This is a genomic window from Bacillus sp. ISL-7 (assembly GCF_018613065.1).
The window spans coordinates 1-21,037 of the sequence record NZ_JAGGQW010000091.1 but is presented as its reverse complement, the minus strand read 5'-3'; the positions used below and the strand labels follow the sequence as shown (position 1 = coordinate 21,037).

Below are 21,037 nucleotides of genomic sequence, written 5' to 3'. Positions count from 1 at the left end.
GACTTTTTCAGTGGCTTCGGACAGTTCTACTGGCTTTCTAGGACAAGGAAAGAGATTAAAAAAGGCCAAAAGAACCGTCCCTGTGGGCATGTGGGCATTGAATTGATGAAGCTTATTGAATTTTTCTTAAGCCCTTCCTATCATGAATCTCTCGAATACCTTCCTCGCAAACCCCGTAAGAACGCCAAGAACAAGTTTCACAGACAACTTGAATATCGGCGGGGATGACATGTTTTAGGATACGGGACTCTATTTCCTCCCATCTAAGAATTTGTCCGATTTTAAGATTCATTTTGTCTAAAATAACGGCATCTCTTTCATCGATCTGGTCGTCTTGGCAATGGTATTCACCTGAATTAGGGAACTTTTCACACAACTGATCTGGTCCCTTTACAAGCAGAATCAACGTTTTTGGGTTGTTTCTCAAGGTTTGATGCAAAAGTGTCATATTTTCCACGTATTCTTGGGAATAGCCCATTCCCCGATACCCTAGAAGACAAAAAAGATGATGTCCTCGTAGCTTATACATTATTCTCCCCCTGTTTGTTTACTCCATTTAGATTTTAAAAGTAAACTATAATTATAATTTGGTTAACATCTATAGGGTTTATTCTACCATAAATAAGAAAAACATTTGACATTTCTACCCGAAGTGTTAACATTATTCTTGCAGGGAAATCATTACATGACAATTACATAAATGACGCAAATCCGCTAGAGGTGCCTTTTTAAAGGGCTGAGATTGAAGTACTACTTCGGGACTCTATGAACCTGATCTGGGTAATACCAGCGTAGGGAAGTGGAAAACGGGATATTTGAAGAACGTATGTTTCTATTTCGAATTTTCGACCACTTTCTTACCTAAAGAAAGTGGTTTTTTGTTTTTCACTTTAGGCCTTCGATCTTCGGAATCTGCTTAAAAGGGGGAACGGGTATTTCAACTAGTATAAAAGATAAAGAGATACATATTATCTCCAATGGGAAAATGCCAATTGAACAGTTATGTGAAATTATAAGCGAAATTCATCCATATATAACCGCGATTCATTTGCGGGAAAAACAAAAAACAGCCAAGGAACTTTTCCAGGCCGTCCGACGGTTAACAAATGAAAACATCCCACTATCAAAGATTATCATTAATGACCGAGTCGATGTTGCCTGCGTTACAAGGGCTAGAGGAGTTCAATTAGCCTTCCATAGTTTAGATACTGCGCTTGTGAAAGAAAACTTTCCTCAGCTTTTGCTCGGGAACTCCATCCACTCCTACGAGGAAGGACAACAAGCAAAAGAGAATGGTGCTGATTACGTGCTATATGGCCATGTCTTTCCTTCGCAATCAAAACCGGGTAAGACCCCAAAAGGACTAAGGGAATTAGCAAGGCTCACCCAATTAGACATCCCGGTAATAGCCATCGGCGGGATCACACCTGAAAATACGGGGCAGGTACTTCAAGCAGGATCAAAAGGAATCGCAGTCATGTCAGGAGTTTTAGATGCTCCCGATCCATTAGCAGCAGTTAAGGCTTACCTAAATGTATTATATGGAGATGAACAAAGTGGAAAATTCATTTGATGTGGCCATTATCGGTGGCGGAATTATCGGGTCCTCGATTGCCTATCAGCTTGCAAAAAGGGGAAGAAAAGTCGTCGTGATTGAGAAGGGACGAGTGGCTTGCCAAGCGTCCAGTGCGGCTGCCGGAATGCTGGCAGCACAAGCAGAGCTGGAACAAGACGGTCCCTTATTTCAGCTGGCTTTAAAAAGTCAAGCGATGTTTTCAACGCTCGCAAGTGAGTTATTTGAATATACAGGAATTGATATTGAGTATGTGAATAAAGGCATGGTGAAAATTGCCGAAACCGAAGAAATAGCGCTCGAGGTAAAAAAACAGGTCACCTTTCAAAAAAAATGGGATCCAACCATTACCTGGCTCGATGCAACAGAAGTACGTGTGCTGGAACCATCTCTTACACCAAGTGTAGCTGGAGGGATGTATCTTCCCCGTGATGGGCATGTGCAACCAACAAAGTTAACAAAAGCCTTTGCTAAATCCGCGGAACATTTTGGTGCCAAAATATGTGAAGAGACGGAGGTTCTGTCTTTTGTCTATGAAAACGGTCAAGTAAAAGGGGTAAACACCAGCATCGGCGTCATCCATTGTGAACAGGTGGTTGTTGCCACTGGAGCTTGGGCGGCGAAATTAATGCAAGAATCAGGAATCGATATTCCTGTGTATCCGGTTAAAGGAGAATGCTTTTCGATTAGAACAGAAAGGCCGATCATTAACTCGACCATTTTCTCCGACAAACGTTGTTATTTAGTACCCAAACAAAATGGGGAAATTTATATAGGTGCGACTGTGATTGAAAATACCTTTGATACCAAGGTAACTCCTGAAGGGATTGCTACATTGATAGAAAGAGCGACTCAATTAGTTCCACAGATTAAGGAGGCAGCATGGGAGCGAGTATGGGCTGGAGTCAGACCGCAGACAGGCGACGGAATCCCTTATATGGGCGAACATCCAAGCTGGCGTGGGTTGTTCCTGGCAGCAGGCCATTATCGAAATGGAATTTTATTAAGCCCGATTACAGGGGAACTAGTTGCGGACCTAGTGTCAGGTAGCTTACTAGATCAGGAACTACTCTCTGCTTTTCACCTAGAACGGCACAAAGAAACGGTTAGTTAGGAGGTATACCATGAAGGTAGTAGTAAATGGCGAGTGGATCCAATTACCCGACCAAATCGTATCTGTTTCAGATGTTCTCAAACATCATGACATTCAAGATAAGGTCGTTGTTGTGGAAGTAAACGGTGAAATATTAACCAGGCTAGAGCACCAAAGTACGAGAATATCAGATAAAGATCGAATCGAAATAGTCCATTTTGTAGGAGGCGGTTGACATGTTAAAAATAGGTTCATTATCCTTTCAATCTCGTTTGTTACTAGGTACGGGAAAGTATCCAAGCTTTGAAATCCAAAAGGCAGCAGTGGAAGTGTCGAAAGCAGAAATCCTCACGTTTGCGGTGAGACGAATGAATATTTTTGAACCAAGCCAGCCGAATTTTTTAGAACAGCTCGACACTCAAAAATATAAGCTTCTGCCTAATACTGCTGGAGCAAAAACAGCCGCAGAGGCGGTCCGGATCGCAAAACTAGCGAAAGCTTCAGGACTATGCGATATGATTAAAGTGGAAGTGATTGGCTGTGATCACACCTTACTTCCTGACCCGATTGAAACCCTTAAAGCAACGGAAGAATTAGTGAAGGAAGGATTTATTGTCCTCCCCTATACATCCGATGACGTGGTTTTAGCTCGAAAGCTCCAAGAAGTGGGCTGTCATGCGGTCATGCCTGGGGCCTCGCCCATTGGATCCGGTCAAGGGATCATCAATCCTGTTAATCTAGGCTTTATTATCGAGCAAGCGGTCGTACCTGTGATTGTGGATGCTGGTATTGGCTCCCCAGCTGATGCAGCATTGGCGATGGAATTAGGTGCTGATGGGGTGTTATTAAATACGGCTGTTTCAGCAGCAAACGATCCGGTCAAAATGGCTCGAGCCATGAGTTTAGCGATCGAAGCGGGACGATTAGGCTTTGAAGCCGGCCGAATCGAGAAAAAGAGATATGCGACAGCCAGCAGTCCCAAGGAAGGAATGAGTATCGGGTGAATCGCTACTCACGACAAGAACTATTTTCACCGATTGGGAAAGAAGGACAGCAGCTAATTTCCATGAAACATGTACTTATCATCGGAATGGGAGCACTCGGTTCAGGAAGTGCCGAAGCCCTTGTCCGTGCTGGAGTAGGGAAACTAACCATTGTGGATCGGGATTATGTCGAATGGTCGAATTTACAGCGACAGCAGCTCTATGCTGAAGAAGATGCCAAAAACCGAATTCCCAAAGTCATCGCAGCCAAAAACCGCTTAACAGCGATTAACTCTTCGGTGCTGATTGAGGCAATCATTGGTGATGCCTCCGTCACCGAGCTTCTTGACTGGGCTCAAAATGTGGATCTGATGATTGATGCAACCGATAATTTCGAAACAAGAATGATCATGAATGATGTAGCACAAAAGGTGGGCATCCCTTGGATTTACGGGGCATGCGTGGGAAGCTACGGCATATCCTACACGATTATTCCAGAAAAAACACCTTGCCTTGCTTGCTTACTTGAAACCGTTCCGCTAGGCGGATTAACCTGTGACACAGCTGGAATTATAAGTCCAGCTGTAAACATGGTCGTTGCGTATCAAATAAGTGAAGCCTTGAAAATTTTGGTTGGCGATCTGGATTCTCTTCGGAGCAAACTCGTGTCTTTTGACTTGTGGAAAAATCAACATAGTACGATCAAGGTAGATAAATTGAAAAAAGAAGATTGTCCAACCTGTGGGAAAGAACGTTCCTTCCCCTATTTAGCTTTTGAAAATCAAACCAAGACAGCTGTCCTCTGTGGAAGAGATTCTGTTCAGATACGTCCTGCGCTTCCCGCCTTGCGTGACTTAGTAGCGTTAGAAAAATTATTGGCAAATCAAGGGGGAACAGTACAGAGAAATCCGTATCTATTAACATATACAGTGGATCCGCACCGATTAGTCATTTTTAAAGACGGAAGGGTGTTAGTCCACGGAACCAAGGATATTTCCGAAGCAAAGGCACTATACCATCGATACTTAGGGTAATGAAAACCATTGGCGATTAAGTCTTTCCATGAATTGTTACCAAAATTATGTTAAACTTGATAATTATGGAATGGAGTGATTAATGATGGATAAATCAATTCCAGAAATTACACTTAATGATGGGCTTACTTTGCCAGTAATCGGTTTGGGTACATATAAGCTAAGAGGGAATGATGGTGTTCATTCGATCTTAAGTGCAATTGATATGGGATATAGACTAATAGATGCTGCTTATAATTATGAAAATGAAGGCACGGTTGGAGAGGCTGTTAGACGCAGTTCTGTTCCAAGAGTAAAATTAAAGATTACATCGAAACTGCCCGGTCGCTATCAAACCTATGGCAGGGCGGTTGCGACCATTCAAGAATCGTTATTTCGAGCAAATCTAGATTATTATGATTTATATCTCATTCATTGGCCAAATCCTAAACAGGACATATACTTGGAAGCTTGGGAAGCATTAATTGATGCTAAAAAATGGGGGCTTATTCGTTCGATCGGTGTCTGTAATTTCTTACCTGAACATATAGAGCGTTTAGAAAAAGAAACAGGTGTGAAACCTAGCATTAACCAAATCGAATTACACCCATTATTCAATCAAGCACCACAAAGAAAATGGCATGAAGAAAATAACATTACAACGGAATCCTGGAGCCCAATAGCTCGAGCAAATGAAGTTTTCCAAAATGATACCCTTCAACAGATTGCCGATCATCATAACAAGTCTATTTCACAAGTTATTTTACGTTGGCACTATCAACTTGGGGCCATTGCCATTCCTAAATCATCATCTCCTGCAAGGCAGTTTGAAAATATATCTATTTTTGATTTCTCCTTAGATGAAATAGAAATGAGTATCATTTCAGGATTAACTCGCCCTGATGGCAGAATAAACAACCAAGATCCTGCAGAATACGAAGAATTTTAAACCGTATGAACTTGCGGCCTCATCCAATCATAAGAGAGGCCTTATGTTTTTTATACAAATATTCTAATATATGTTAACCAAAAGTTCTAATGATGTAACTAGGACTTTTGAACTACCAAATTTTACAGCTATCAACCATTTAGCAGACATGATATATTTCTCTTGTAAGTTCTTAACGGAACTGACGGTAAGCTTTTATTACAGAGAAGTACTCAAGTGGCTGAAGAGGCGCCCCTGCTAAGGGTGTAGGTCGGGTAACCGGCGCGAGGGTTCAAATCCCTTCTTCTCTGCCATTATATAATGGGGATGTCTTGGTATCGACAGGGATAGTTTGAGCTTATATGGCGAGTCGAGGGAATCGTCCTCGTAAAAACGATAAAGCCTAATAACTGGCAAACAAAACAACAACTTCGCTTTCGCTGCCTAATAACAGACGATAGCGGTTCCTCCCTCCATCGTCCATGTGGTAGGGGAAGGGACCTATGATAAGTGGACTACGCCGAATTCCACCGTCTGAGGATGAAGGAAGAGACTAACCAGACTAGCTGCTTCAATGCCTGTCAGTAGGCTAACGAAGTAAGTGAAATCAATTCTACTGACTACACTCGAAGAAGTATAAGTGCCAATATCTTTGCACACGGGTTCAACTCCCGTCATTTCCACTAAGCAACAAAAAACATTTTGAATTAGATTCATCATCCGATGATCATGTAAATAGGAAGTTAGAAATTTTCCGCAGTAACTCAGTGGTAGAGCTATCGGCTGTTAACCGATCGGTCGTAGGTTCGAGTCCTACCTGCGGAGTCATAGTCCAACAAGGACGTTAGGAAACGGGTCAGGGCGGGAACGCAGCAGCCATAACTAGTGAAATTGTGTGGGCTATTACATAGGACGATACAAAAACGCTAAAATATATCCTAAAAGTCACATCCAATTTTTATATATTGTTAAAAAATTTGTATATTGGTTAAAAAGGGACTAGTATAACTAACAGGTGCGATGCTTTAATATAAAGCATCGTCTATTTTTGATTTAATTAACGAAACAGATTTTAAAGAATTGTACTTAAAGTAACGAGTACATGAGTTGAAGACCAGCTGCCATTTGTTGGCTTTTTTAATAAAGCGGCAGTTTAAGTTGAGCAAACTGTTAGAGTGGAAAGAAAGTACCTTCTTTTTTATTTATTAAAATACTTCTGATAATAAAAAAAATATAAGTGATTTTTAGAATTATCTTAAGGTGGAATGAGAAAATGCAGAATCATATTGCGTACCTTCTAGAACAATATGGGTACTTCGGAATAACCTTCGCCTTAATCGGTGGTATTGTTGGACTTCCTATACCCGATGAGGTTCTTCTTACATATATTGGTTACAATGTGTTTCAGGGAAAATTATCATACATAATGTCAATAATAAGTGCCTTTGTAGGAGCCATGGGGGGGATTTCGCTTAGTTACCTCATCGGTTACAAATTTGGATTGCCTTTATTAGAAAAGTTTGGACCAAAAATTCACATTACTGAGCAAAAAATTAATAGAACAAAGAAATTATTCAGGAAATTCGGTCCTTATCTTTTATTACTTGGTTATTTTATTCCTGGTGTTCGTCATCTTACAGCATATATAGCTGCTGTCAATCTCTTCCCCTTTAGAAAATTTGCGATTTACGCTTTTACGGGTGCATTAATATGGAGTATTACTTTTATCACACTAGGAAGAATATTAGGGGAAAATTGGACTAGTGTGGAACTATATATATCGACATATAGTATTTATTTAATTACGAGCTTATTGGTCCTTTCAATATTGATTTATTTTTTATGGAGGAGAAGAAGTTTATTAAAAAGGGATATTTCATAAAAGTGGCTTCCATTAAAAACTAAAACTAAAAAAGGAGTTATTTCTTATGGCGAGGTTAATTGTCAAACTCATTGTTTGTCCACTAACGATAATTAATTTCTTCAGTAATTTTTACAAAACTGTTAATTGTAATGCTTTTTTTCAACCTAAACGGAATTTTTTACACTAATTGCAAGTGATTGAAGTAGAAAAAAACAATGATATAGGACTTTTGAACTACCGAAATTTACAGCTATCATCGATTTAGCAGACATGATATATTTCTCTTGTAAGTTCTTAACGGAACTGACGGTAAGCTTTTATTACAGAGAAGTACTCAAGTGGCTGAAGAGGCGCCCCTGCTAAGGGTGTAGGTCGGGTAACCGGTGCGAGGGTTCAAATCCCTTCTTCTCTGCCATTATATAATGGGGATGTCTTGGTATCGACAGGGATAGTTTGAGCTTATATGGCGAGTCGAGGGAATCGTCCTCGTAAAAACGATAAAGCCTAATAACTGGCAAACAAAACAACAACTTCGCTTTCGCTGCCTAATAACAGACGATAGCGGTTCCTCCCTCCATCGTCCATGTGGTAGGGTAAGGGACTTATGATAAGTGGACTACGCCGAATTCCACCGTCTGAGGATGAAGGAAGAGACTAACCAGACTAGCTGCTTCAACGCCTGTCAGTAGGCTAAAGAAGTAAGTGAAATCAATTCTACTGACTACACTCGTAGAAGTATAAGTGCCAATATCTTTGCACACGGGTTCAACTCCCGTCATTTCCACTAAGCAACAAAAAACATTTTGAATTAGATTCATCACCCGATGATCATGTAAATAGGAAGTTAGAAATTTTCCGCAGTAGCTCAGTGGTAGAGCTATCGGCTGTTAACCGATCGGTCGTAGGTTCGAGTCCTACCTGCGGAGTCATAGTCCAACAAGGACATTAGGAAACGGGTCAGGGCGGGAACGCAGCAGCCATAACTAGTGAAATTGTGTGGGCTATTACATAGGACAAAACAAAATCGCTAAAAGATACCCTAAAACTCACCTCCAATAAACGGATGTGACTTTTTTTATTTCTAAGAAATTTATCCCTATAAATATCGAAACATGATGATTGTTACTAATGGTACTAAAACGATGATCTAACCGATAGAGTTGCCAAAATTAAGGGTACAGCCAACGCCGAATCTCTTTTCAACAAAAAAGGTTATGCCACATGGAGAAGATGATTTCTGTATTCAACGAGAGCACTGAAAAAGTCCAATAGTTATAAAAGGCAGTTGAAAGTTCAATTGAATCGAACTTTCAACTGCGTTTTTATTTTATAATTAATAATATTAATTGTATGTAGGTGATTTCCAAAATGATTTCAAACAAAGTGTGTTAGTGAAGGGTGCAGCACCTTATTTAAGAAACAGAAAATTAGTAACAATAAATTTCCTCATTAAACCATATAATGTCTTTATATAATTAATCAATTTACTGTTAATTTTGATAAAAAGAAGGTGGACAACCAATGAAAGTTGAGTCTTTTTTATGTGCTGCCCCTCATAAAAGTGTAAGTGAAGATTCAATTGTATTAAATGAAAAGATAAATGTCTATGGGGTTTTTGATGGGGCAACTCCATTATTGCCATTCAAAGATGAAAACGGAAGGAACGGTGCATATTTAGCATCAAATATATTTAAAGATTATTTCTTTAGACTCTACCGAAGTAACCTTTCATTAGTTGAAGGAGTCATGGCTGCTAATAGAATGTTGAGAGCACGCATGGAAAAATACAAGGTGAATCAGGAAAAATATGAAAATCTTTGGTCAACATGTGCTGCAATTATAAAGATTGAAAAAGACGGAAAGATTTCTTATGCTCAGCTTGGTGATTGTATGATCATTGCTGAGTATCAAAACGGAACCATAAATGCCTTAACAAGGGATACTGTAAAAGATATAAGTTATAGAGCGAAGGCATGGCGTGAAGAACAAAGAAAGCAAGGAATTAAAATTCCAGATGAGGAGTATTATCTGGATCGTACTCAACAGCTTATCTTTAATCGTTCATTAGCTAATAAGGAATATGGTTACTCTGTAGCTAATGGAAAAAAAGAAGTTTTCAATTTTATTCAGCATGGTCAAGTAAATATCAGTGAAATCAAAACATTATTAATGATAACAGATGGCCTTTTTCATCCAAACTATTCAATTGAAGAAACATTTAAACAGATACATACAATCGGTTTACAAGTATATTCTCGTGTCTTAGAACAATATGAGAAAAGGAATAATCTTCGTTCAGATGATAAGACGGGGATCATGATTAAGCTCATGTGATGAGGAGAAGTCCACATGAAAGTAGAACCGGGATTGATTAAAGATATTAATTTATCGTTTAAAGAACCGCTTATTGCTTTAAAAGATGTCATGTACATCATTGTACACCATACAGAAGAAATAGGTTGGGATATTAAAAAGACGCATAGGTTTCATCAGGATCATCGTCGATGGAGTGGAATAGGGTACAATTTTTTTATTGAGGAAAATGGTGAAATTATTAAAGGAAGAGGATACCATGTTGGAGCACACGCATATTCATATAATGAAAAATCAATAGGTATTTGTATAGCTGGTAATTTTGATATTCATACTCCATCAATAGAGCAGCTAAAATCATTGAGTAAACTATGCATTTTCCTTTTACATCAATTTAATTTATCAACTACTCACATTCTGGGACATCGTGAATTAAAAGGGGTCACAAAAAGTTGTCCAGGTAAAAACTTTAATATGGGCCAATTCAGAGAATCTATTAAGATGCAGTGGCCAAATTATAAAGATAAAGAGTGAAGTTCAAACAAGACACATTATAAAGTTTATGCGGGTACCTTAAAAGAGAACAGATAATTCACATAAAAATGGCTTTGAGTTTTCTCTAAGCCATTTTTTTAAATATTTATAAAAGTTCTTCATGTTCAATTCAATAATTTCATAAAAATGGATTGGGTCCTATAAATCAAAAGGGTAATGCTGGATGTTTATTTAAGATTTTAATCTCGTTATGAAAGGGTATTGCTTAAACGTTTGTTTCGGGTTTCATGGTCAATTTGAATCTGTTTTTGTAAATCGATTATATCATTATTGTTATAGGATTTTTCTGAAAGTAGCCCTTCATCCCCCGGCATAAATATCCAGCCTTTATTTAAGACAAAACGAAGCCATGAACCTGCCATCCACGATGTTATTAGGGATAGCATTACAAGAATCCCAAAGAAATCCTGGTTAATAATTCCTTCTGAAAAAGCAACGGTTGACAAAACAATTCCCGGGCCGCCTCTAGCGTTCATTGCCATCGCAAAGTTCATACTTGTTAAAAAATTTTGACGAATAATCTTACAGGCAAAAAACACAATAATGGATTGAGTGAGAGTGGCAAATATCAAATATTTGAGAAAAAAAAGTGTTTGGAAATTTTTTGCAAGATTTAAATTTAAACCAACGACAGCAAAGTATACAGGAATAAACCAAGAAAATGAAATGTGTACAACCGACTGTTTCAAACGCTCAAACAACGTTGAAGGTAAAGTTAATTTTGCTCCAATTCCAGCTAACAGAGCCCCAAAAATGGTTTCTACATTTAGATAACCTGCAATGGCGGAAACGACGAACACGATAAATAAGAAATACCCAATATGTGAAGCTCTAAATAAGAAATTCCCTTTTCGAATCGTTAATTTCTTAAATAAAAGATAGAGAGCAAAAATGGTAACGATAACAAACGCTGTCGTAATGCCGATACTTTTAAAAACTGTACTAACCGTAACAGGCCCGCCATGCTCGGCAACCGCTGTAGCTATTCCAAGAGCTCCCCAAAGGAAAGTATCATGGACTCCTGCAATTGCTACTACCAGTTTTGCAAACCTTGAATGCATAATTCCTAAGTCATGAAAAATCTTTGAAATGACCGGAATTGAGGTTACTGAAACTGAAATCCCGATGACGATTTTGATTGCAAAATTACTATTAGCCGGACCAAGAAATTGTTTGAAATCAAGTAAATAAGTAGCAAGCCACCCAAGGGCAAACGGGAGAATAGTAGATGCAAGCACAATCACCGTTACGATTTTCCCGTCCCCTCTTTTTAATTTTGTATGCATATTTAACCCCGAACAGAACATGAGTAAAGTTAGACCGATTTGGTACATAAGTCCAAACATTCGATCTTCCTGTGGAAAACCAGCAAACAGCCAAGTAAAGGCATGGGGAAAAAAGTACCCAAGTATTGTTGGCCCTAAAACAAGTCCTGCTGTGACTTCGCCGATGACCCTTGGCACCATTAACCTCTCAGCCAAATAGCCCAGTAAATGTGCCAAACCTAACAAAACAGACATTGCTAACAAAAAATGACTAAGATCGATAGAACTAAAGTTAAACATTGGCCCCCTCCTTTTTTCAGCTTTGTTCAATATCCTATGTCCCTTCCCATAAATAGCTCGGGCTAATAACATGGACAAAGGAAATATTCTAAGGGAAAAACCATATGCAAAATGCTTACATTTATTTACTAGCATTTCTAACTGCGTTTGTAGTAAACGTTAAAAGGATGATAAAGTTACAAGAAGCCCTCTTTCCCAGTATGGAAGGGAACATTTGATGAGACTCAAAAGAAACAGCCCCTAAATTATGTTTTTTCATAATTTAGAATTACTATGAATAATTTTGGTTTTGAATCCACATACTAAAAAAAAATTAGGAGTGAAAATATTGAAAAAATTAGTAGCACTGTTTTTAACATTTAATTTCCTGTTTGGAATTAACCTGCTATCTGTCAACGCCCAAGGAGTAAAGCCGCTTGAGGGTATAAGTATGGAAAAAGCAAAACAAATTGCACTGAAAAAGGTAAACGGGAAGATTGTAAGCGCACATGTTGAAAAAGACGATGGAATGGTAAAATATGAAATTATCATTCAAGCTAAAAATGGAAGGTATGAAGTGGAAATTGATAAAGCAACCGGTAAAGTGTTAGAGGTAGAGAAGGAAGGCTCAGGAAGACATAGCGGGGATGACGACGACAATGACGACCATGAAGATCATGATGACTGATTAAGTTTCTAGTAAATTAAAAAATTTACGTTAAAGAGGTTCACTAAAATGGCAAAAGTATTCGTGATTTCCTGTATCCTTTTTTGCAGTTTCCTGTTCATATCAGCTGCCACCCAGGCTAAGGGGGCAGTCCATAAACCAACAGAAAATGAAATGTATGATCCAGAGATGAATTGTACAAAAAAAGTGAAGCTGACCCCGGAACAGCAAAAAAAACTTGATCAAATTTATATCAAAATTCATCATGATTATAGTGATTTAATTAAAGTATACTCTGAGGCAGGGGGATTGACCCCAGCACAAGAAAAGCTAAGACATGTCATGTTGAATAACTATGTGAAAACCTTTTACAAAAGAAATTATCGGTGGTGCTCCGAGCATGAATCGGATGAATGGGAAGAAGAATGGTATAATAATGATAACGATTAAGACCGAATAGGGAAAGAATCAGGGTAGCCCTGATTCTTTTTTATGTTGTCCTGCATAAAATAATTCATAAAGGTGGGATGACCATGTATTTATCCGTAGGTATAGGGGGAATCATCGGTGCTTTACTAAGATTTTCCATCTCCCAGTGGTTTTTAAGTTTGGATTCTTTTCTATTTATTGGGACTATATTTGTAAATTTAACCGGGTGTTTTTTGTTAGGGTTCCTTCAGGGGATTTCAAGAGTGTATGAATTACCAGGATGGTTTGTCGTCGGAATTGGTACAGGATTAATTGGAGCTTATACGACTTTTTCCACTTTTAGCATAGAGGTAGTTCATTATTTAAATCAAGGACTTATAATTATTGCATTTACTTATATAGTGGTCAGTTCGGTTGGCGGGTATTTCTTAGCATACATCGGATTCTTTCTTTCTACCTACAAAAAAAGGGAAGTGTGAGGGGAATGGTTGTTCAAATTTGGCTTGTGGGCTTAGGCGGCTTTTTCGGTGCAATCGTTAGGCACTTTGTAAACCAGTATTTCTCAAGGTTTCTGTTATTTCCATTGGGAACCTTTATGGTAAACACAACAGGTTCATTTTTAATTGGGCTTCTTATGGGAAGTGATTGGATTACAGACTCCATTCGTGTTTTTTTAAGTGCAGGCTTTTTGGGGGCATACACAACATTTTCTACATTTAATTTTGAACTTTTTATGCTAAAAAGGAATCATAGAGACTTACAGTTTTTTCTTTATTTGGCTAGCAGCTATTTTCTTGGCATTCTATTGGCTATCCTAGGATATTCGATTGCAAGCACATAATATCCGGGATTGACACTAGGCTATTTACATTTTTACTTAACTTGAAACTGTCCAAATGACATATTAAATCCGTTTAATACCTCTATTTGGTAGTTTTCACCATTTGGGATGTTTTTCATGAATATTTGAAAACCTTTTGAATCTTTATAATCGCCGTGGATATAGCCCTGTCCAAATACCTTTCTTTTCCCCCACCAATTCATTGTTACGAGCGAATAACAAATGGGACTTTTCTTGTCAACAACTTCCTGGAATCCATTAATGGAGATGTATTGATTGGCAACCGTAAAGGGTCGGCTATAAAAGCAGCAACAGTCAACACCCAATCCCCACTGAATCCATTCCTTTCTTTTTTCCTTTATCATTTTTCTAAAATAGAAGCACTTAAAAAGGAAAAATACAGTACAAGCCCCAGTTAATAGTATAAAAATACTCATTTAACACTCCTCACTTCCTTCTTTACTATCTTATTGAGGGTTGTCTATAATTGTAAGGGCGAATGTACATGCTTATCCATTGGCTATTTACAGCCTTTTTTAAAAGGGATATCTGGATTGTCAACACCAAACTAGACAACTTTTTTAAGGTGTGTAAGTTTGTATTCAATCGGGCTTAAATAGTCTAGCGTACCGTGAATACGAAGAAGATTAAACCAATGTATATAATCATGTAACTCACAGATCAGGTCTTCCAGTGAATCAAAGGAACGTCCTTTGACAAACTCTGTTTTAATGATTTTGAACGTGGCTTCAGATACTGCATTATCATATAATCGTAGATTCTCCTCAAATATATATTATCTGTAGTCTACTTGACTTTAAAATTATACGTTAATCCGACCTGCGCAATGGATTGAAGTTGTTTCGCCCAATCCAGCCATTTAGGTTCCAAAATCTCATATATAATAAGTATTATCAAATAAAATGTAATTGAAAGGTGGGGTTACAAGACTAATAGAAGATTTAGATAAAACGATAGATAGAGGGGGGACATAAAATGGAAGCGATCGTCTTAGCTGCTGGATATTCCAGCCGAGCAAATACATTTAAAATGACATTGCCTATGGGGGAAATGTCCATCTTGGAGCATACCTTATCTAAATTTGAAGGATTATGCAGCAGGGTCATCGTCGTAGCTGGGTTTCAAGCGGAACTCATCCAAGAGGAAATGGCAAAAATCAGCAGTAAAAATGCCTATTCATTTCAGATCAAGCTTGTTTATAATGAAAACTTTAACCAGGGAATGTTTACTTCCATTCAAAAGGGCTGCAGCGAAGTAAATGCCCCAACCTTCTTTATAACACCCGGAGATTGTCCGCTTGTTAAAAAAGAGACCGTTAAGCTAATAGCAAAACACAAAGGGAAGGTAGTAATTCCCAGCTTTAACTATAAAGGCGGTCACCCTATCAAATTATCAAGCGAAGTGAAACAGAAAATTATCGAAACCAATTCAGAAAGTAATTTGCGTGCGGTCCTGGGCGGTTACCAAAAAAAATACAAAAATGTAGATGATCCGGGAGTATTAATGGATGTAGATACACTGGAGGATTTCCAAAAAGCCATTGATTATTATAAAGGATGATATATTTCGATACAAAATCTAGATTGGATACCTTTAAATGAATTAAAATTATTTTTATATTGAACAATTTATAAATTTTATATTTTAAGTTTCTAGAGCATTTCTTTGTATTAGAAATGCTTTTTATCTTTGTCTAAAATAAACAATTGTTTTACAACAAAAATATTTTTAAAATTAATAAAAAATTATTGAAAAACGATAAATAAAGTATTAAAATCCAATTAACAATAAATTAGAGAGGTGCTTTTATGAAAAGAGGAAAAACATTATTTTTAAAGATAGCTGATATTCTTATTGGAATTCCGGTTCTTGCTTTGTGTATCTTTTTGGTGCCTGAGATATGGAATGTTGCAGCAAAATTGCTTCCAGAGTTTGCTTATATAAAATATCTCGTTTCCATTGTTTTTTATGCATCGGCGATCCCTTTTTACTTTGCTTTGTATCAGGCTTTCAAACTATTACATTATATTGACAAAAATAAAGCCTTCTCGCAAATTTCTGTAAAAGCTTTAAAGAAAATCAAACACTGTGCCATCACAATCAGTATCTTGCATGTACTAGTCTTGCCGCTCTTCTATCTCTTTGCGGAGAAAGACGACGCCCCAGGAGTCATCTTTGTCGGATTGGTTGTACCTTTTGCTTCCATGGTGATTGCAGTTTTTGCTGCTGTTCTCCAAAAGCTTTTAAAAGAAGCGATTGATATAAAATCAGACAATGATTTAACGGTCTGAGGTGGAGAACATAGCAATTATAATCAGTATCAATGTGATGCTGACTAAAAGAAAAATAAAGGTAAATGATATGAAACCGCTAAGTAACGCATGGACATTATTAGAGAGGTGTTTTCTATGAACCGATGGACAATATTTTTCCTAAAGGGAGTTATTCTTCTGATTGGAATTGTGGCACTTGCTTTGTGTATATTTTGGGCGCCTGAGATAGCCAGTAGAGATGCAGAAGCGCATCCAGAGACTGCTTACTTGCAATATCCCTTTTTACTATCTGCTTATTTATTGTCTATTCCATTTTTCATCGCGTTGTATAAAGCATTTAAACTTTTAATTTACATTGATAAGAACAAGGCTTTCTCTGAATTATCTGTTAGAGCTTTGAAGGTTATCAAGTGCTGTGCCATCACAATCAGTGCCTTGATTGTTGCAGGAATCATTTTTGTTGCTATATATATGGAAGGTGACAGAGCAGGTGTCATAGCAATGGGATTATATTCGACCTTTGCTTTAAGCGTAATCGCAACCTTTGCTGGTGTCCTCCAAAGGCTTGTACATGAAGTCGTAGAAATAAAATCTGAAAATGATTTAATAGTGTGAGGTGGATAACTTGGCAATTATAATCAATATTGATGTGATGCTGGCTAAAAGGAAAATGAGCGTAACTGAACTTTCGGAGAGGGTTGGGATTACAATGGCGAACCTTTCCATTCTGAAAAACGGGAAAGCAAAAGCGATTCGTTTTTCAACATTAGAAGCGATATGTAAGGCATTGGATTGTCAACCTGGAGATATTTTAGAGTTCAAAAGCGATGAAGAGACTTAAAATACTTGGAAAATACGGATTGATTATGAAATGTTTGCCGGTATGGATATTTTTTTAAGAAAGCCCCTCTAATTAACTCTAGTGGCACTTATGATAAGATTTAGATATTTATTTGAAAATTGAACTCTTCCTAATTTAATTATAGCATATAAAAAATGGTCAATATAGACTGTTTATTCTCATTTACTACTGCTAAAATGCAATAGAACTTTAATGAGATTTGTTGGAGGGATGTAGAATGGGTTCATTGGTTCTCGGTTTTCAGGAAATGGTAAAAACACAGCTTTTGCTCGTTGGCGGGAAAGGGGTAAATTTAGGGGAATTATCAAAAATTCAAGGAATACAAGTACCAGAAGGATTTTGCGTTACAACAGTGGGATATCAAAAAGCCATCGAACATAACGAAACGTTTCAAGCATTGTTAGATCAACTAACAATGCTAAATGTAGAGGATCGAGATCAAATTGGTGAAATCAGCAGGAAGATTCGACAACTCATTATAGAAGTAGAAATTCCTTCCAATGTTGCGTGCGCAGTTACTCATTATCTCTCCCAGTTTGGCGATGAACATGCATATGCAGTGCGGTCTAGTGCGACTGCTGAAGATTTACCACATGCTTCTTTTGCTGGTCAACAAGACACCTATTTAAATATCATCGGAAAAGAAGCCATCTTGCAGCATATCAGCAAATGCTGGGCTTCCCTATTTACGGATCGTGCGGTAATCTACCGTATGCAAAACGGATTTGACCACAGCCAAGTGTATTTATCCGTTATCATTCAACGGATGGTTTTCCCACAGGCATCAGGGATTTTATTTACCGCTGATCCGATTACCTCTAACCGAAAGCTCCTATCAATCGAAGCCAGTTTTGGGCTAGGAGAAGCACTGGTCTCTGGCTTGGTATCTGCCGATTGTTATAAAGTACAGGAAGATAAAATCGTCGATAAGAGGATAGCAACCAAAAAATTGGCTATTTATGGACGAAAAGAAGGCGGAACAGAGACCCAGCAGATCGATCCCGATCAGCAACAGACTCAAACTCTTACCGACCAACAAATTTTACAACTGGCACGCATCGGAAAACAGATCGAAGCTCATTTTGGCTTCCCGCAAGATATCGAGTGGTGTTTGGTTGATGATACTTGTTATATTGTCCAGAGCCGTCCAATCACGACGCTTTTCCCCATCCCTGAAGCGAATGATCAAGAAAATCACGTCTATGTATCTGTTGGTCATCAACAAATGATGACCGACCCTATGAAACCATTGGGATTGTCTTTTCACCTGTTAATAACTCCTGCACCTATGCGTAAAGCTGGTGGAAGGTTGTTTGTGGATGTCACACCTATGCTGGCTTCACCTGACAGCAGAAACATGTTATTAAATACCATGGGACAACACGATCCGCTCATGAAAGACGCACTTACGACTGTTGTAGAGCGAGGAGATTTTATAAAATCGTTACCAAATGATCAAAAAGCACCGAGTCCCAACAGAAACAATACAGATATGCCGGAAGAAATCGAAAACAATCCGACCATTGTTCATGAGTTGATTAAGCGCAGTCAAACGTCGATAGAAGAGTTAAAACAAAACATTAAAACGAAATCAGGATCGGATCTATTTGATTTTATTTTGGAAGATATCAAAGAGTTAAAGAAGATTTTATTTGACCCACAAAGTACAGCTGTTTTTATGACTGCTATAAATGCTTCACATTGGATCAATGAAAAAATGATGGAGTGGTTAGGTGAAAAAAACGTAGCAGACATACTTTCTCAATCTGTACCAAACAATATTACTTCGGAAATGGGTCTAGCATTATTGGATGTCGCAGATGTGATTCGTCCATATCCAGAAGTAATTGATTATTTACAACATGTAAAAGATGATAACTTTTTGGAAGAACTGGTTAAGTTTAATGGCGGACAGGAAACACGGGACGCTATCTATGATTATCTCAACAAATATGGAATGCGGTGCAGCGGAGAAATCGATATTACGAAAACTCGTTGGAGCGAAAAACCAGTTACACTTGTCCCCATGATTCTCAGTATCATCAAAAACTTTGAGCCTGATGCCGGCAAGCGGAAATTTGAGCAAGGGAAACAGGAGGCTTTGAAAAAAGAACAAGAGTTATTAGTTCGATTGAAGCAATTGCCGGATGGTGAACAAAAGGCCAAAGAGACAAAACGAATGATCGATCGTATTCGGAATTTCATCGGTTATCGTGAATATCCAAAATACGGCATTGTTAATCGCTACTTCGTTTATAAGCAGGCTATACTGAAAGAAGCCGAACGACTCGTAAAAGCGGGCGTAGTTCATGAAAAAGAAGATATTTACTACCTCACTTTTGAAGAACTTCCCGAAGTCGTACGTACAAACAAACTGGATTACCAGATCATCAGCAAACGAAAAGACGAGTACAAATTATATGAAAAACTAACTCCCCCACGTGTGATCACGTCTGATGGTGAAATCATTACGGGTGAGTACAAACGAGAAAATCTCCCAGCCGAAGCGATGTTAGGTCTGCCTGTTTCTTCCGGAGTGATAGAGGGACGAGCGCGTGTCATCTTAAACATGAAAGATGCTGATTTAGAAGATGGTGATATATTAGTCACCTCCTTTACTGATCCTGGCTGGACACCTTTATTTGTATCCATAAAAGGTCTAGTTACCGAAGTTGGTGGACTGATGACCCATGGAGCAGTTATCGCACGTGAATATGGATTACCAGCAGTTGTCGGGGTAGTAAATGCAACCAAACTGATAAGAGACGGGCAACGAATTCGCGTGCATGGAACAGAAGGGTATATCGAAATATTGTAATGGCTGAATACCTTACAGTATGAAAGATGTTATATTGAAATTCTTATCTTTTGTTATAGAATAATTATTTTTATGTTTTAAGGTTTTTTGTTCAACTAATTGGTGCGATCCTTCAAGATGAAGGTCGCCTTTTTCTTTTTCCACAGAATATATTGTGAAATGTTGTACCTAATGTAACGAAGCAGGATAATTGAATAAGAGTACGTTTTACTTTGAATATTGATTTATGGTTAGGAAGTGTTTATAGTGCTATCTGTTTTATGGGGATGGGGCATAGATAAAAAAACACCTGATTTTTATGATTGGGTGGGTGCAGGAATATGTTTAATTGGTGTTTCGATAATCTTGTTCGTACCACGTCAATAAATTTCTTATTAAAGTAACAGTGCAAGAGTCAACATAGTAGACAAACTAAAATAAAACCTAAAGGAGATAGATATAATGGAATTCTGGGAATCAAGTTTTATAGAAAACCAAACGATGTGGGGATTTGAACCTACAGACTCCGCAATCTTAATAAAGGACTTTTTCCTTGAAAGGAATGTTAAAGATATACTAGTACCAGGTATTGGATATGGTAGAAATGCAAAGGTTTTTATTGACAATGGAATAAATGTTACAGGTATTGAGATTTCAAAAACAGCGATTGATTTGGCGAGGCAAAATGGGCTTGATATTAGTATTTTTCATGGTTCAGTAACTGACATGCCTTTTGATAACAAACTTTATGATGGTATATTTTGCTATGCACTTATTCACTTATTGAATAATCGAGAGAGAGATAAGTTTATTAAAGATTGCTATAATCAGTTAAAGCCAAATGGATATATGATTTTTACAACTGTTTCAAAAAAAGCTCCAATGTTTGGTAAGGGTAAACAATTGGATAAAGACTATTTCGAGATAATGGAAGGCGTAAAAATGTTTTTTTATGATTCTGACTCCATAAAACAAGAATTTGGAAAATATGGACTTGTAGAGTTTTCAGAAATTGACGAGCCAAGTAAGAACATGAAAAATAAACCTCCAATAAAATTTATAATTGTAAAATGTAAGAAAGAAATATAAAGATAATCATAAAATGAATTTAAAAAAGTGAATTGTTAGGAGATCGGATGTGGATATATTTACAGCTGCTTTTCCTTAAATAATAAGAAGCCTTTTTTTTATGTATCAATTGGGCAGCATTCTTGTAATAAGTGAGTGGAAAAGAATAAGTTTGTGAACAAATCTACTTACACTACTATGAAAATAAACTTC

Annotated in this window: 24 protein-coding genes, 4 tRNA genes, 4 other RNA genes, 2 pseudogenes and 1 riboswitch; of the genes and pseudogenes, 28 read left to right on the top strand and 6 right to left on the bottom strand. The window is 37.7% G+C overall.

Going from position 1 to position 21,037, the window contains the following annotated elements; translation table 11 throughout:
* Positions 1-112 precede the first annotated feature (112 nt).
* Positions 113-529 carry a DUF1284 domain-containing protein gene (locus tag J7E66_RS29490; RefSeq protein WP_215007023.1) on the bottom strand — a complete coding sequence of 139 codons (417 nt, stop codon included), beginning with the start codon at positions 527-529 and terminating at the stop codon, positions 113-115.
* Between the two features lie 177 nt (positions 530-706).
* Positions 707-815, top strand: a riboswitch (TPP riboswitch).
* 86 nt (positions 816-901) lie between these two features.
* Here J7E66_RS29490 and J7E66_RS29485 point away from each other — a divergent pair.
* From J7E66_RS29485 to ffs (J7E66_RS29415), 15 genes are all read left to right on the top strand, one after another.
* Positions 902-1,573: a thiamine phosphate synthase gene (locus J7E66_RS29485; protein ID WP_374103900.1), complete on the top strand. Its 672-nt coding sequence runs from the start codon at positions 902-904 to the stop codon at positions 1,571-1,573.
* Positions 1,557-2,687, top strand: a complete 1,131-nt coding sequence (gene thiO / locus J7E66_RS29480; RefSeq protein ID WP_215007017.1) for a glycine oxidase ThiO — start codon at positions 1,557-1,559, stop codon at positions 2,685-2,687. Before J7E66_RS29485 ends, thiO begins: the two co-directional genes overlap by 17 nt.
* 10 nt (positions 2,688-2,697) lie before the next feature.
* Complete coding sequence (gene thiS / locus J7E66_RS29475) at positions 2,698-2,901, top strand: sulfur carrier protein ThiS (RefSeq protein ID WP_214715058.1); 204 nt, start codon at positions 2,698-2,700, stop codon at positions 2,899-2,901.
* 1 nt (position 2,902) lies between these two features.
* On the top strand, positions 2,903-3,670 hold the full coding sequence (locus J7E66_RS29470; protein WP_215007014.1) for a thiazole synthase: 768 nt from the start codon (positions 2,903-2,905) through the stop codon (positions 3,668-3,670).
* Positions 3,667-4,683, top strand: a complete 1,017-nt coding sequence (locus J7E66_RS29465) for a thiazole biosynthesis adenylyltransferase ThiF (protein WP_215007011.1) — start codon at positions 3,667-3,669, stop codon at positions 4,681-4,683. Before J7E66_RS29470 ends, J7E66_RS29465 begins: the two co-directional genes overlap by 4 nt.
* 85 nt (positions 4,684-4,768) lie before the next feature.
* Complete coding sequence (locus tag J7E66_RS29460; protein ID WP_215007008.1) at positions 4,769-5,611, top strand: aldo/keto reductase; 843 nt, start codon at positions 4,769-4,771, stop codon at positions 5,609-5,611.
* A 202-nt stretch (positions 5,612-5,813) separates the two neighbouring features.
* Positions 5,814-5,904: transfer RNA gene (locus tag J7E66_RS29455), tRNA-Ser, on the top strand.
* Between the two features lie 9 nt (positions 5,905-5,913).
* Positions 5,914-6,276: a transfer-messenger RNA gene (gene ssrA / locus J7E66_RS29450) on the top strand.
* A gap of 67 nt (positions 6,277-6,343) precedes the next feature.
* Positions 6,344-6,415: transfer RNA gene (locus J7E66_RS29445), tRNA-Asn, on the top strand.
* Positions 6,415-6,500: signal recognition particle sRNA small type (gene ffs, locus J7E66_RS29440), an RNA gene on the top strand. Before J7E66_RS29445 ends, ffs (J7E66_RS29440) begins: the two co-directional genes overlap by 1 nt.
* A 363-nt stretch (positions 6,501-6,863) precedes the next feature.
* Positions 6,864-7,472, top strand: coding sequence for a DedA family protein (locus J7E66_RS29435; protein WP_215007005.1), 609 nt, complete (start codon positions 6,864-6,866; stop codon positions 7,470-7,472).
* 306 nt (positions 7,473-7,778) lie between these two features.
* Positions 7,779-7,869 (top strand) — tRNA-Ser (locus tag J7E66_RS29430).
* Between the two features lie 9 nt (positions 7,870-7,878).
* Positions 7,879-8,241: a transfer-messenger RNA gene (ssrA, locus tag J7E66_RS29425) on the top strand.
* Between the two features lie 67 nt (positions 8,242-8,308).
* Positions 8,309-8,380, top strand: a tRNA-Asn gene (locus J7E66_RS29420).
* Positions 8,380-8,465, top strand: an RNA gene (gene ffs / locus J7E66_RS29415) — signal recognition particle sRNA small type. Before J7E66_RS29420 ends, ffs (J7E66_RS29415) begins: the two co-directional genes overlap by 1 nt.
* 136 nt (positions 8,466-8,601) lie before the next feature.
* On the opposite strand, the gene J7E66_RS32500 is transcribed toward ffs (J7E66_RS29415), so the two are convergent.
* Positions 8,602-8,670 carry a DUF5808 domain-containing protein gene (locus tag J7E66_RS32500; RefSeq protein WP_308162629.1) on the bottom strand — a complete coding sequence of 23 codons (69 nt, stop codon included), beginning with the start codon at positions 8,668-8,670 and terminating at the stop codon, positions 8,602-8,604.
* A gap of 305 nt (positions 8,671-8,975) precedes the next feature.
* On the opposite strand from J7E66_RS32500, the gene J7E66_RS29410 reads away from it, so the two are divergent.
* Both J7E66_RS29410 and J7E66_RS29405 read left to right on the top strand, forming a co-directional pair.
* Positions 8,976-9,788: a protein phosphatase 2C domain-containing protein gene (locus J7E66_RS29410; RefSeq protein WP_215007003.1), complete on the top strand. Its 813-nt coding sequence runs from the start codon at positions 8,976-8,978 to the stop codon at positions 9,786-9,788.
* A 15-nt stretch (positions 9,789-9,803) separates the two neighbouring features.
* Complete coding sequence (locus tag J7E66_RS29405) at positions 9,804-10,301, top strand: peptidoglycan recognition protein family protein (protein ID WP_215007000.1); 498 nt, start codon at positions 9,804-9,806, stop codon at positions 10,299-10,301.
* Positions 10,302-10,510: 209 nt separating this feature from the next.
* On the opposite strand, the gene J7E66_RS29400 is transcribed toward J7E66_RS29405, so the two are convergent.
* Positions 10,511-11,887, bottom strand: coding sequence for a cation:proton antiporter (locus J7E66_RS29400; RefSeq protein WP_215006997.1), 1,377 nt, complete (start codon positions 11,885-11,887; stop codon positions 10,511-10,513).
* Between the two features lie 328 nt (positions 11,888-12,215).
* Between J7E66_RS29400 and J7E66_RS29395 the strand changes: the two genes are divergently transcribed.
* The 4 genes from J7E66_RS29395 (at position 12,216) to J7E66_RS29380 (ending at position 13,803) form a co-directional block, all read left to right on the top strand.
* On the top strand, positions 12,216-12,554 hold the full coding sequence (locus J7E66_RS29395) for a PepSY domain-containing protein (protein ID WP_215006994.1): 339 nt from the start codon (positions 12,216-12,218) through the stop codon (positions 12,552-12,554).
* Between the two features lie 48 nt (positions 12,555-12,602).
* Positions 12,603-12,983 carry a YckD family protein gene (locus J7E66_RS29390; protein ID WP_215006991.1) on the top strand — a complete coding sequence of 127 codons (381 nt, stop codon included), beginning with the start codon at positions 12,603-12,605 and terminating at the stop codon, positions 12,981-12,983.
* Between the two features lie 83 nt (positions 12,984-13,066).
* Entirely contained in the window at positions 13,067-13,441 is a 375-nt protein-coding gene (gene crcB, locus J7E66_RS29385; RefSeq protein ID WP_215006988.1) for a fluoride efflux transporter CrcB, read from the top strand.
* 5 nt (positions 13,442-13,446) lie between these two features.
* Positions 13,447-13,803 (top strand): fluoride efflux transporter FluC, encoded by a 357-nt coding sequence (locus J7E66_RS29380; protein ID WP_215006985.1) that lies wholly within the window; start codon positions 13,447-13,449, stop codon positions 13,801-13,803.
* A gap of 32 nt (positions 13,804-13,835) precedes the next feature.
* Here the strand turns inward: J7E66_RS29380 and J7E66_RS29375 are convergent, their stop codons facing one another.
* The 3 genes and pseudogenes from J7E66_RS29375 to J7E66_RS29365 all read right to left on the bottom strand — a co-directional run bounded on the left by J7E66_RS29375 (position 13,836) and on the right by J7E66_RS29365 (position 14,694).
* Positions 13,836-14,240, bottom strand: a complete 405-nt coding sequence (locus J7E66_RS29375) for a hypothetical protein (RefSeq protein WP_215006982.1) — start codon at positions 14,238-14,240, stop codon at positions 13,836-13,838.
* Between the two features lie 131 nt (positions 14,241-14,371).
* Positions 14,372-14,572: pseudogene (locus J7E66_RS29370) on the bottom strand (IS3 family transposase); the annotation flags it as partial.
* Positions 14,573-14,610: 38 nt separating this feature from the next.
* A complete protein-coding gene (locus J7E66_RS29365; RefSeq protein ID WP_251033203.1) occupies positions 14,611-14,694 on the bottom strand; it encodes an NUDIX hydrolase N-terminal domain-containing protein in 84 nt (27 codons plus the stop codon).
* A gap of 105 nt (positions 14,695-14,799) precedes the next feature.
* Here J7E66_RS29365 and J7E66_RS29360 point away from each other — a divergent pair, with 105 nt between their 5' ends.
* The 7 genes and pseudogenes from J7E66_RS29360 (at position 14,800) to J7E66_RS29330 (ending at position 20,845) form a co-directional block, all read left to right on the top strand.
* A complete protein-coding gene (locus tag J7E66_RS29360; protein WP_215006979.1) occupies positions 14,800-15,384 on the top strand; it encodes a nucleotidyltransferase family protein in 585 nt (194 codons plus the stop codon).
* 248 nt (positions 15,385-15,632) lie between these two features.
* Positions 15,633-16,115 carry a DUF2975 domain-containing protein gene (locus tag J7E66_RS29355; RefSeq protein ID WP_215006976.1) on the top strand — a complete coding sequence of 161 codons (483 nt, stop codon included), beginning with the start codon at positions 15,633-15,635 and terminating at the stop codon, positions 16,113-16,115.
* A 117-nt stretch (positions 16,116-16,232) separates the two neighbouring features.
* Positions 16,233-16,712: a DUF2975 domain-containing protein gene (locus J7E66_RS29350; protein WP_215006973.1), complete on the top strand. Its 480-nt coding sequence runs from the start codon at positions 16,233-16,235 to the stop codon at positions 16,710-16,712.
* Between the two features lie 10 nt (positions 16,713-16,722).
* Complete coding sequence (locus J7E66_RS29345; protein WP_215006969.1) at positions 16,723-16,938, top strand: helix-turn-helix domain-containing protein; 216 nt, start codon at positions 16,723-16,725, stop codon at positions 16,936-16,938.
* A 238-nt stretch (positions 16,939-17,176) separates the two neighbouring features.
* A complete protein-coding gene (ppsA, locus tag J7E66_RS29340) occupies positions 17,177-19,777 on the top strand; it encodes a phosphoenolpyruvate synthase (protein ID WP_215006966.1) in 2,601 nt (866 codons plus the stop codon).
* A gap of 237 nt (positions 19,778-20,014) precedes the next feature.
* Positions 20,015-20,143, top strand: a pseudogene (locus J7E66_RS29335) (YnfA family protein); the annotation flags it as partial.
* A gap of 75 nt (positions 20,144-20,218) precedes the next feature.
* Positions 20,219-20,845 (top strand): class I SAM-dependent methyltransferase, encoded by a 627-nt coding sequence (locus J7E66_RS29330; RefSeq protein ID WP_215006963.1) that lies wholly within the window; start codon positions 20,219-20,221, stop codon positions 20,843-20,845.
* Positions 20,846-21,037: the final 192 nt, after the last annotated feature.

Bases quoted from the DNA above. Each gene is read 5' to 3' on its own strand.
- J7E66_RS29490 (WP_215007023.1), bottom strand. From the start codon at position 529: ATGTATAAGCTACGAGGACATCATCTTTTTTGTCTTCTAGGGTATCGG.
- thiS (WP_214715058.1), top strand. From the start codon at position 2,698: ATGAAGGTAGTAGTAAATGGCGAGTGGATCCAATTACCCGACCAAATC.
- J7E66_RS29470 (WP_215007014.1), top strand. From the start codon at position 2,903: ATGTTAAAAATAGGTTCATTATCCTTTCAATCTCGTTTGTTACTAGGT.
- J7E66_RS29460 (WP_215007008.1), top strand. From the start codon at position 4,769: ATGGATAAATCAATTCCAGAAATTACACTTAATGATGGGCTTACTTTG.
- J7E66_RS29435 (WP_215007005.1), top strand. From the start codon at position 6,864: ATGCAGAATCATATTGCGTACCTTCTAGAACAATATGGGTACTTCGGA.
- J7E66_RS29410 (WP_215007003.1), top strand. From the start codon at position 8,976: ATGAAAGTTGAGTCTTTTTTATGTGCTGCCCCTCATAAAAGTGTAAGT.
- J7E66_RS29405 (WP_215007000.1), top strand. From the start codon at position 9,804: ATGAAAGTAGAACCGGGATTGATTAAAGATATTAATTTATCGTTTAAA.
- J7E66_RS29400 (WP_215006997.1), bottom strand. From the start codon at position 11,887: ATGTTTAACTTTAGTTCTATCGATCTTAGTCATTTTTTGTTAGCAATG.
- J7E66_RS29390 (WP_215006991.1), top strand. From the start codon at position 12,603: ATGGCAAAAGTATTCGTGATTTCCTGTATCCTTTTTTGCAGTTTCCTG.
- crcB (WP_215006988.1), top strand. From the start codon at position 13,067: ATGTATTTATCCGTAGGTATAGGGGGAATCATCGGTGCTTTACTAAGA.
- J7E66_RS29380 (WP_215006985.1), top strand. From the start codon at position 13,447: ATGGTTGTTCAAATTTGGCTTGTGGGCTTAGGCGGCTTTTTCGGTGCA.
- J7E66_RS29375 (WP_215006982.1), bottom strand. From the start codon at position 14,240: ATGAGTATTTTTATACTATTAACTGGGGCTTGTACTGTATTTTTCCTT.
- J7E66_RS29360 (WP_215006979.1), top strand. From the start codon at position 14,800: ATGGAAGCGATCGTCTTAGCTGCTGGATATTCCAGCCGAGCAAATACA.
- J7E66_RS29355 (WP_215006976.1), top strand. From the start codon at position 15,633: ATGAAAAGAGGAAAAACATTATTTTTAAAGATAGCTGATATTCTTATT.
- J7E66_RS29350 (WP_215006973.1), top strand. From the start codon at position 16,233: ATGAACCGATGGACAATATTTTTCCTAAAGGGAGTTATTCTTCTGATT.
- ppsA (WP_215006966.1), top strand. From the start codon at position 17,177: ATGGGTTCATTGGTTCTCGGTTTTCAGGAAATGGTAAAAACACAGCTT.
- J7E66_RS29330 (WP_215006963.1), top strand. From the start codon at position 20,219: ATGGAATTCTGGGAATCAAGTTTTATAGAAAACCAAACGATGTGGGGA.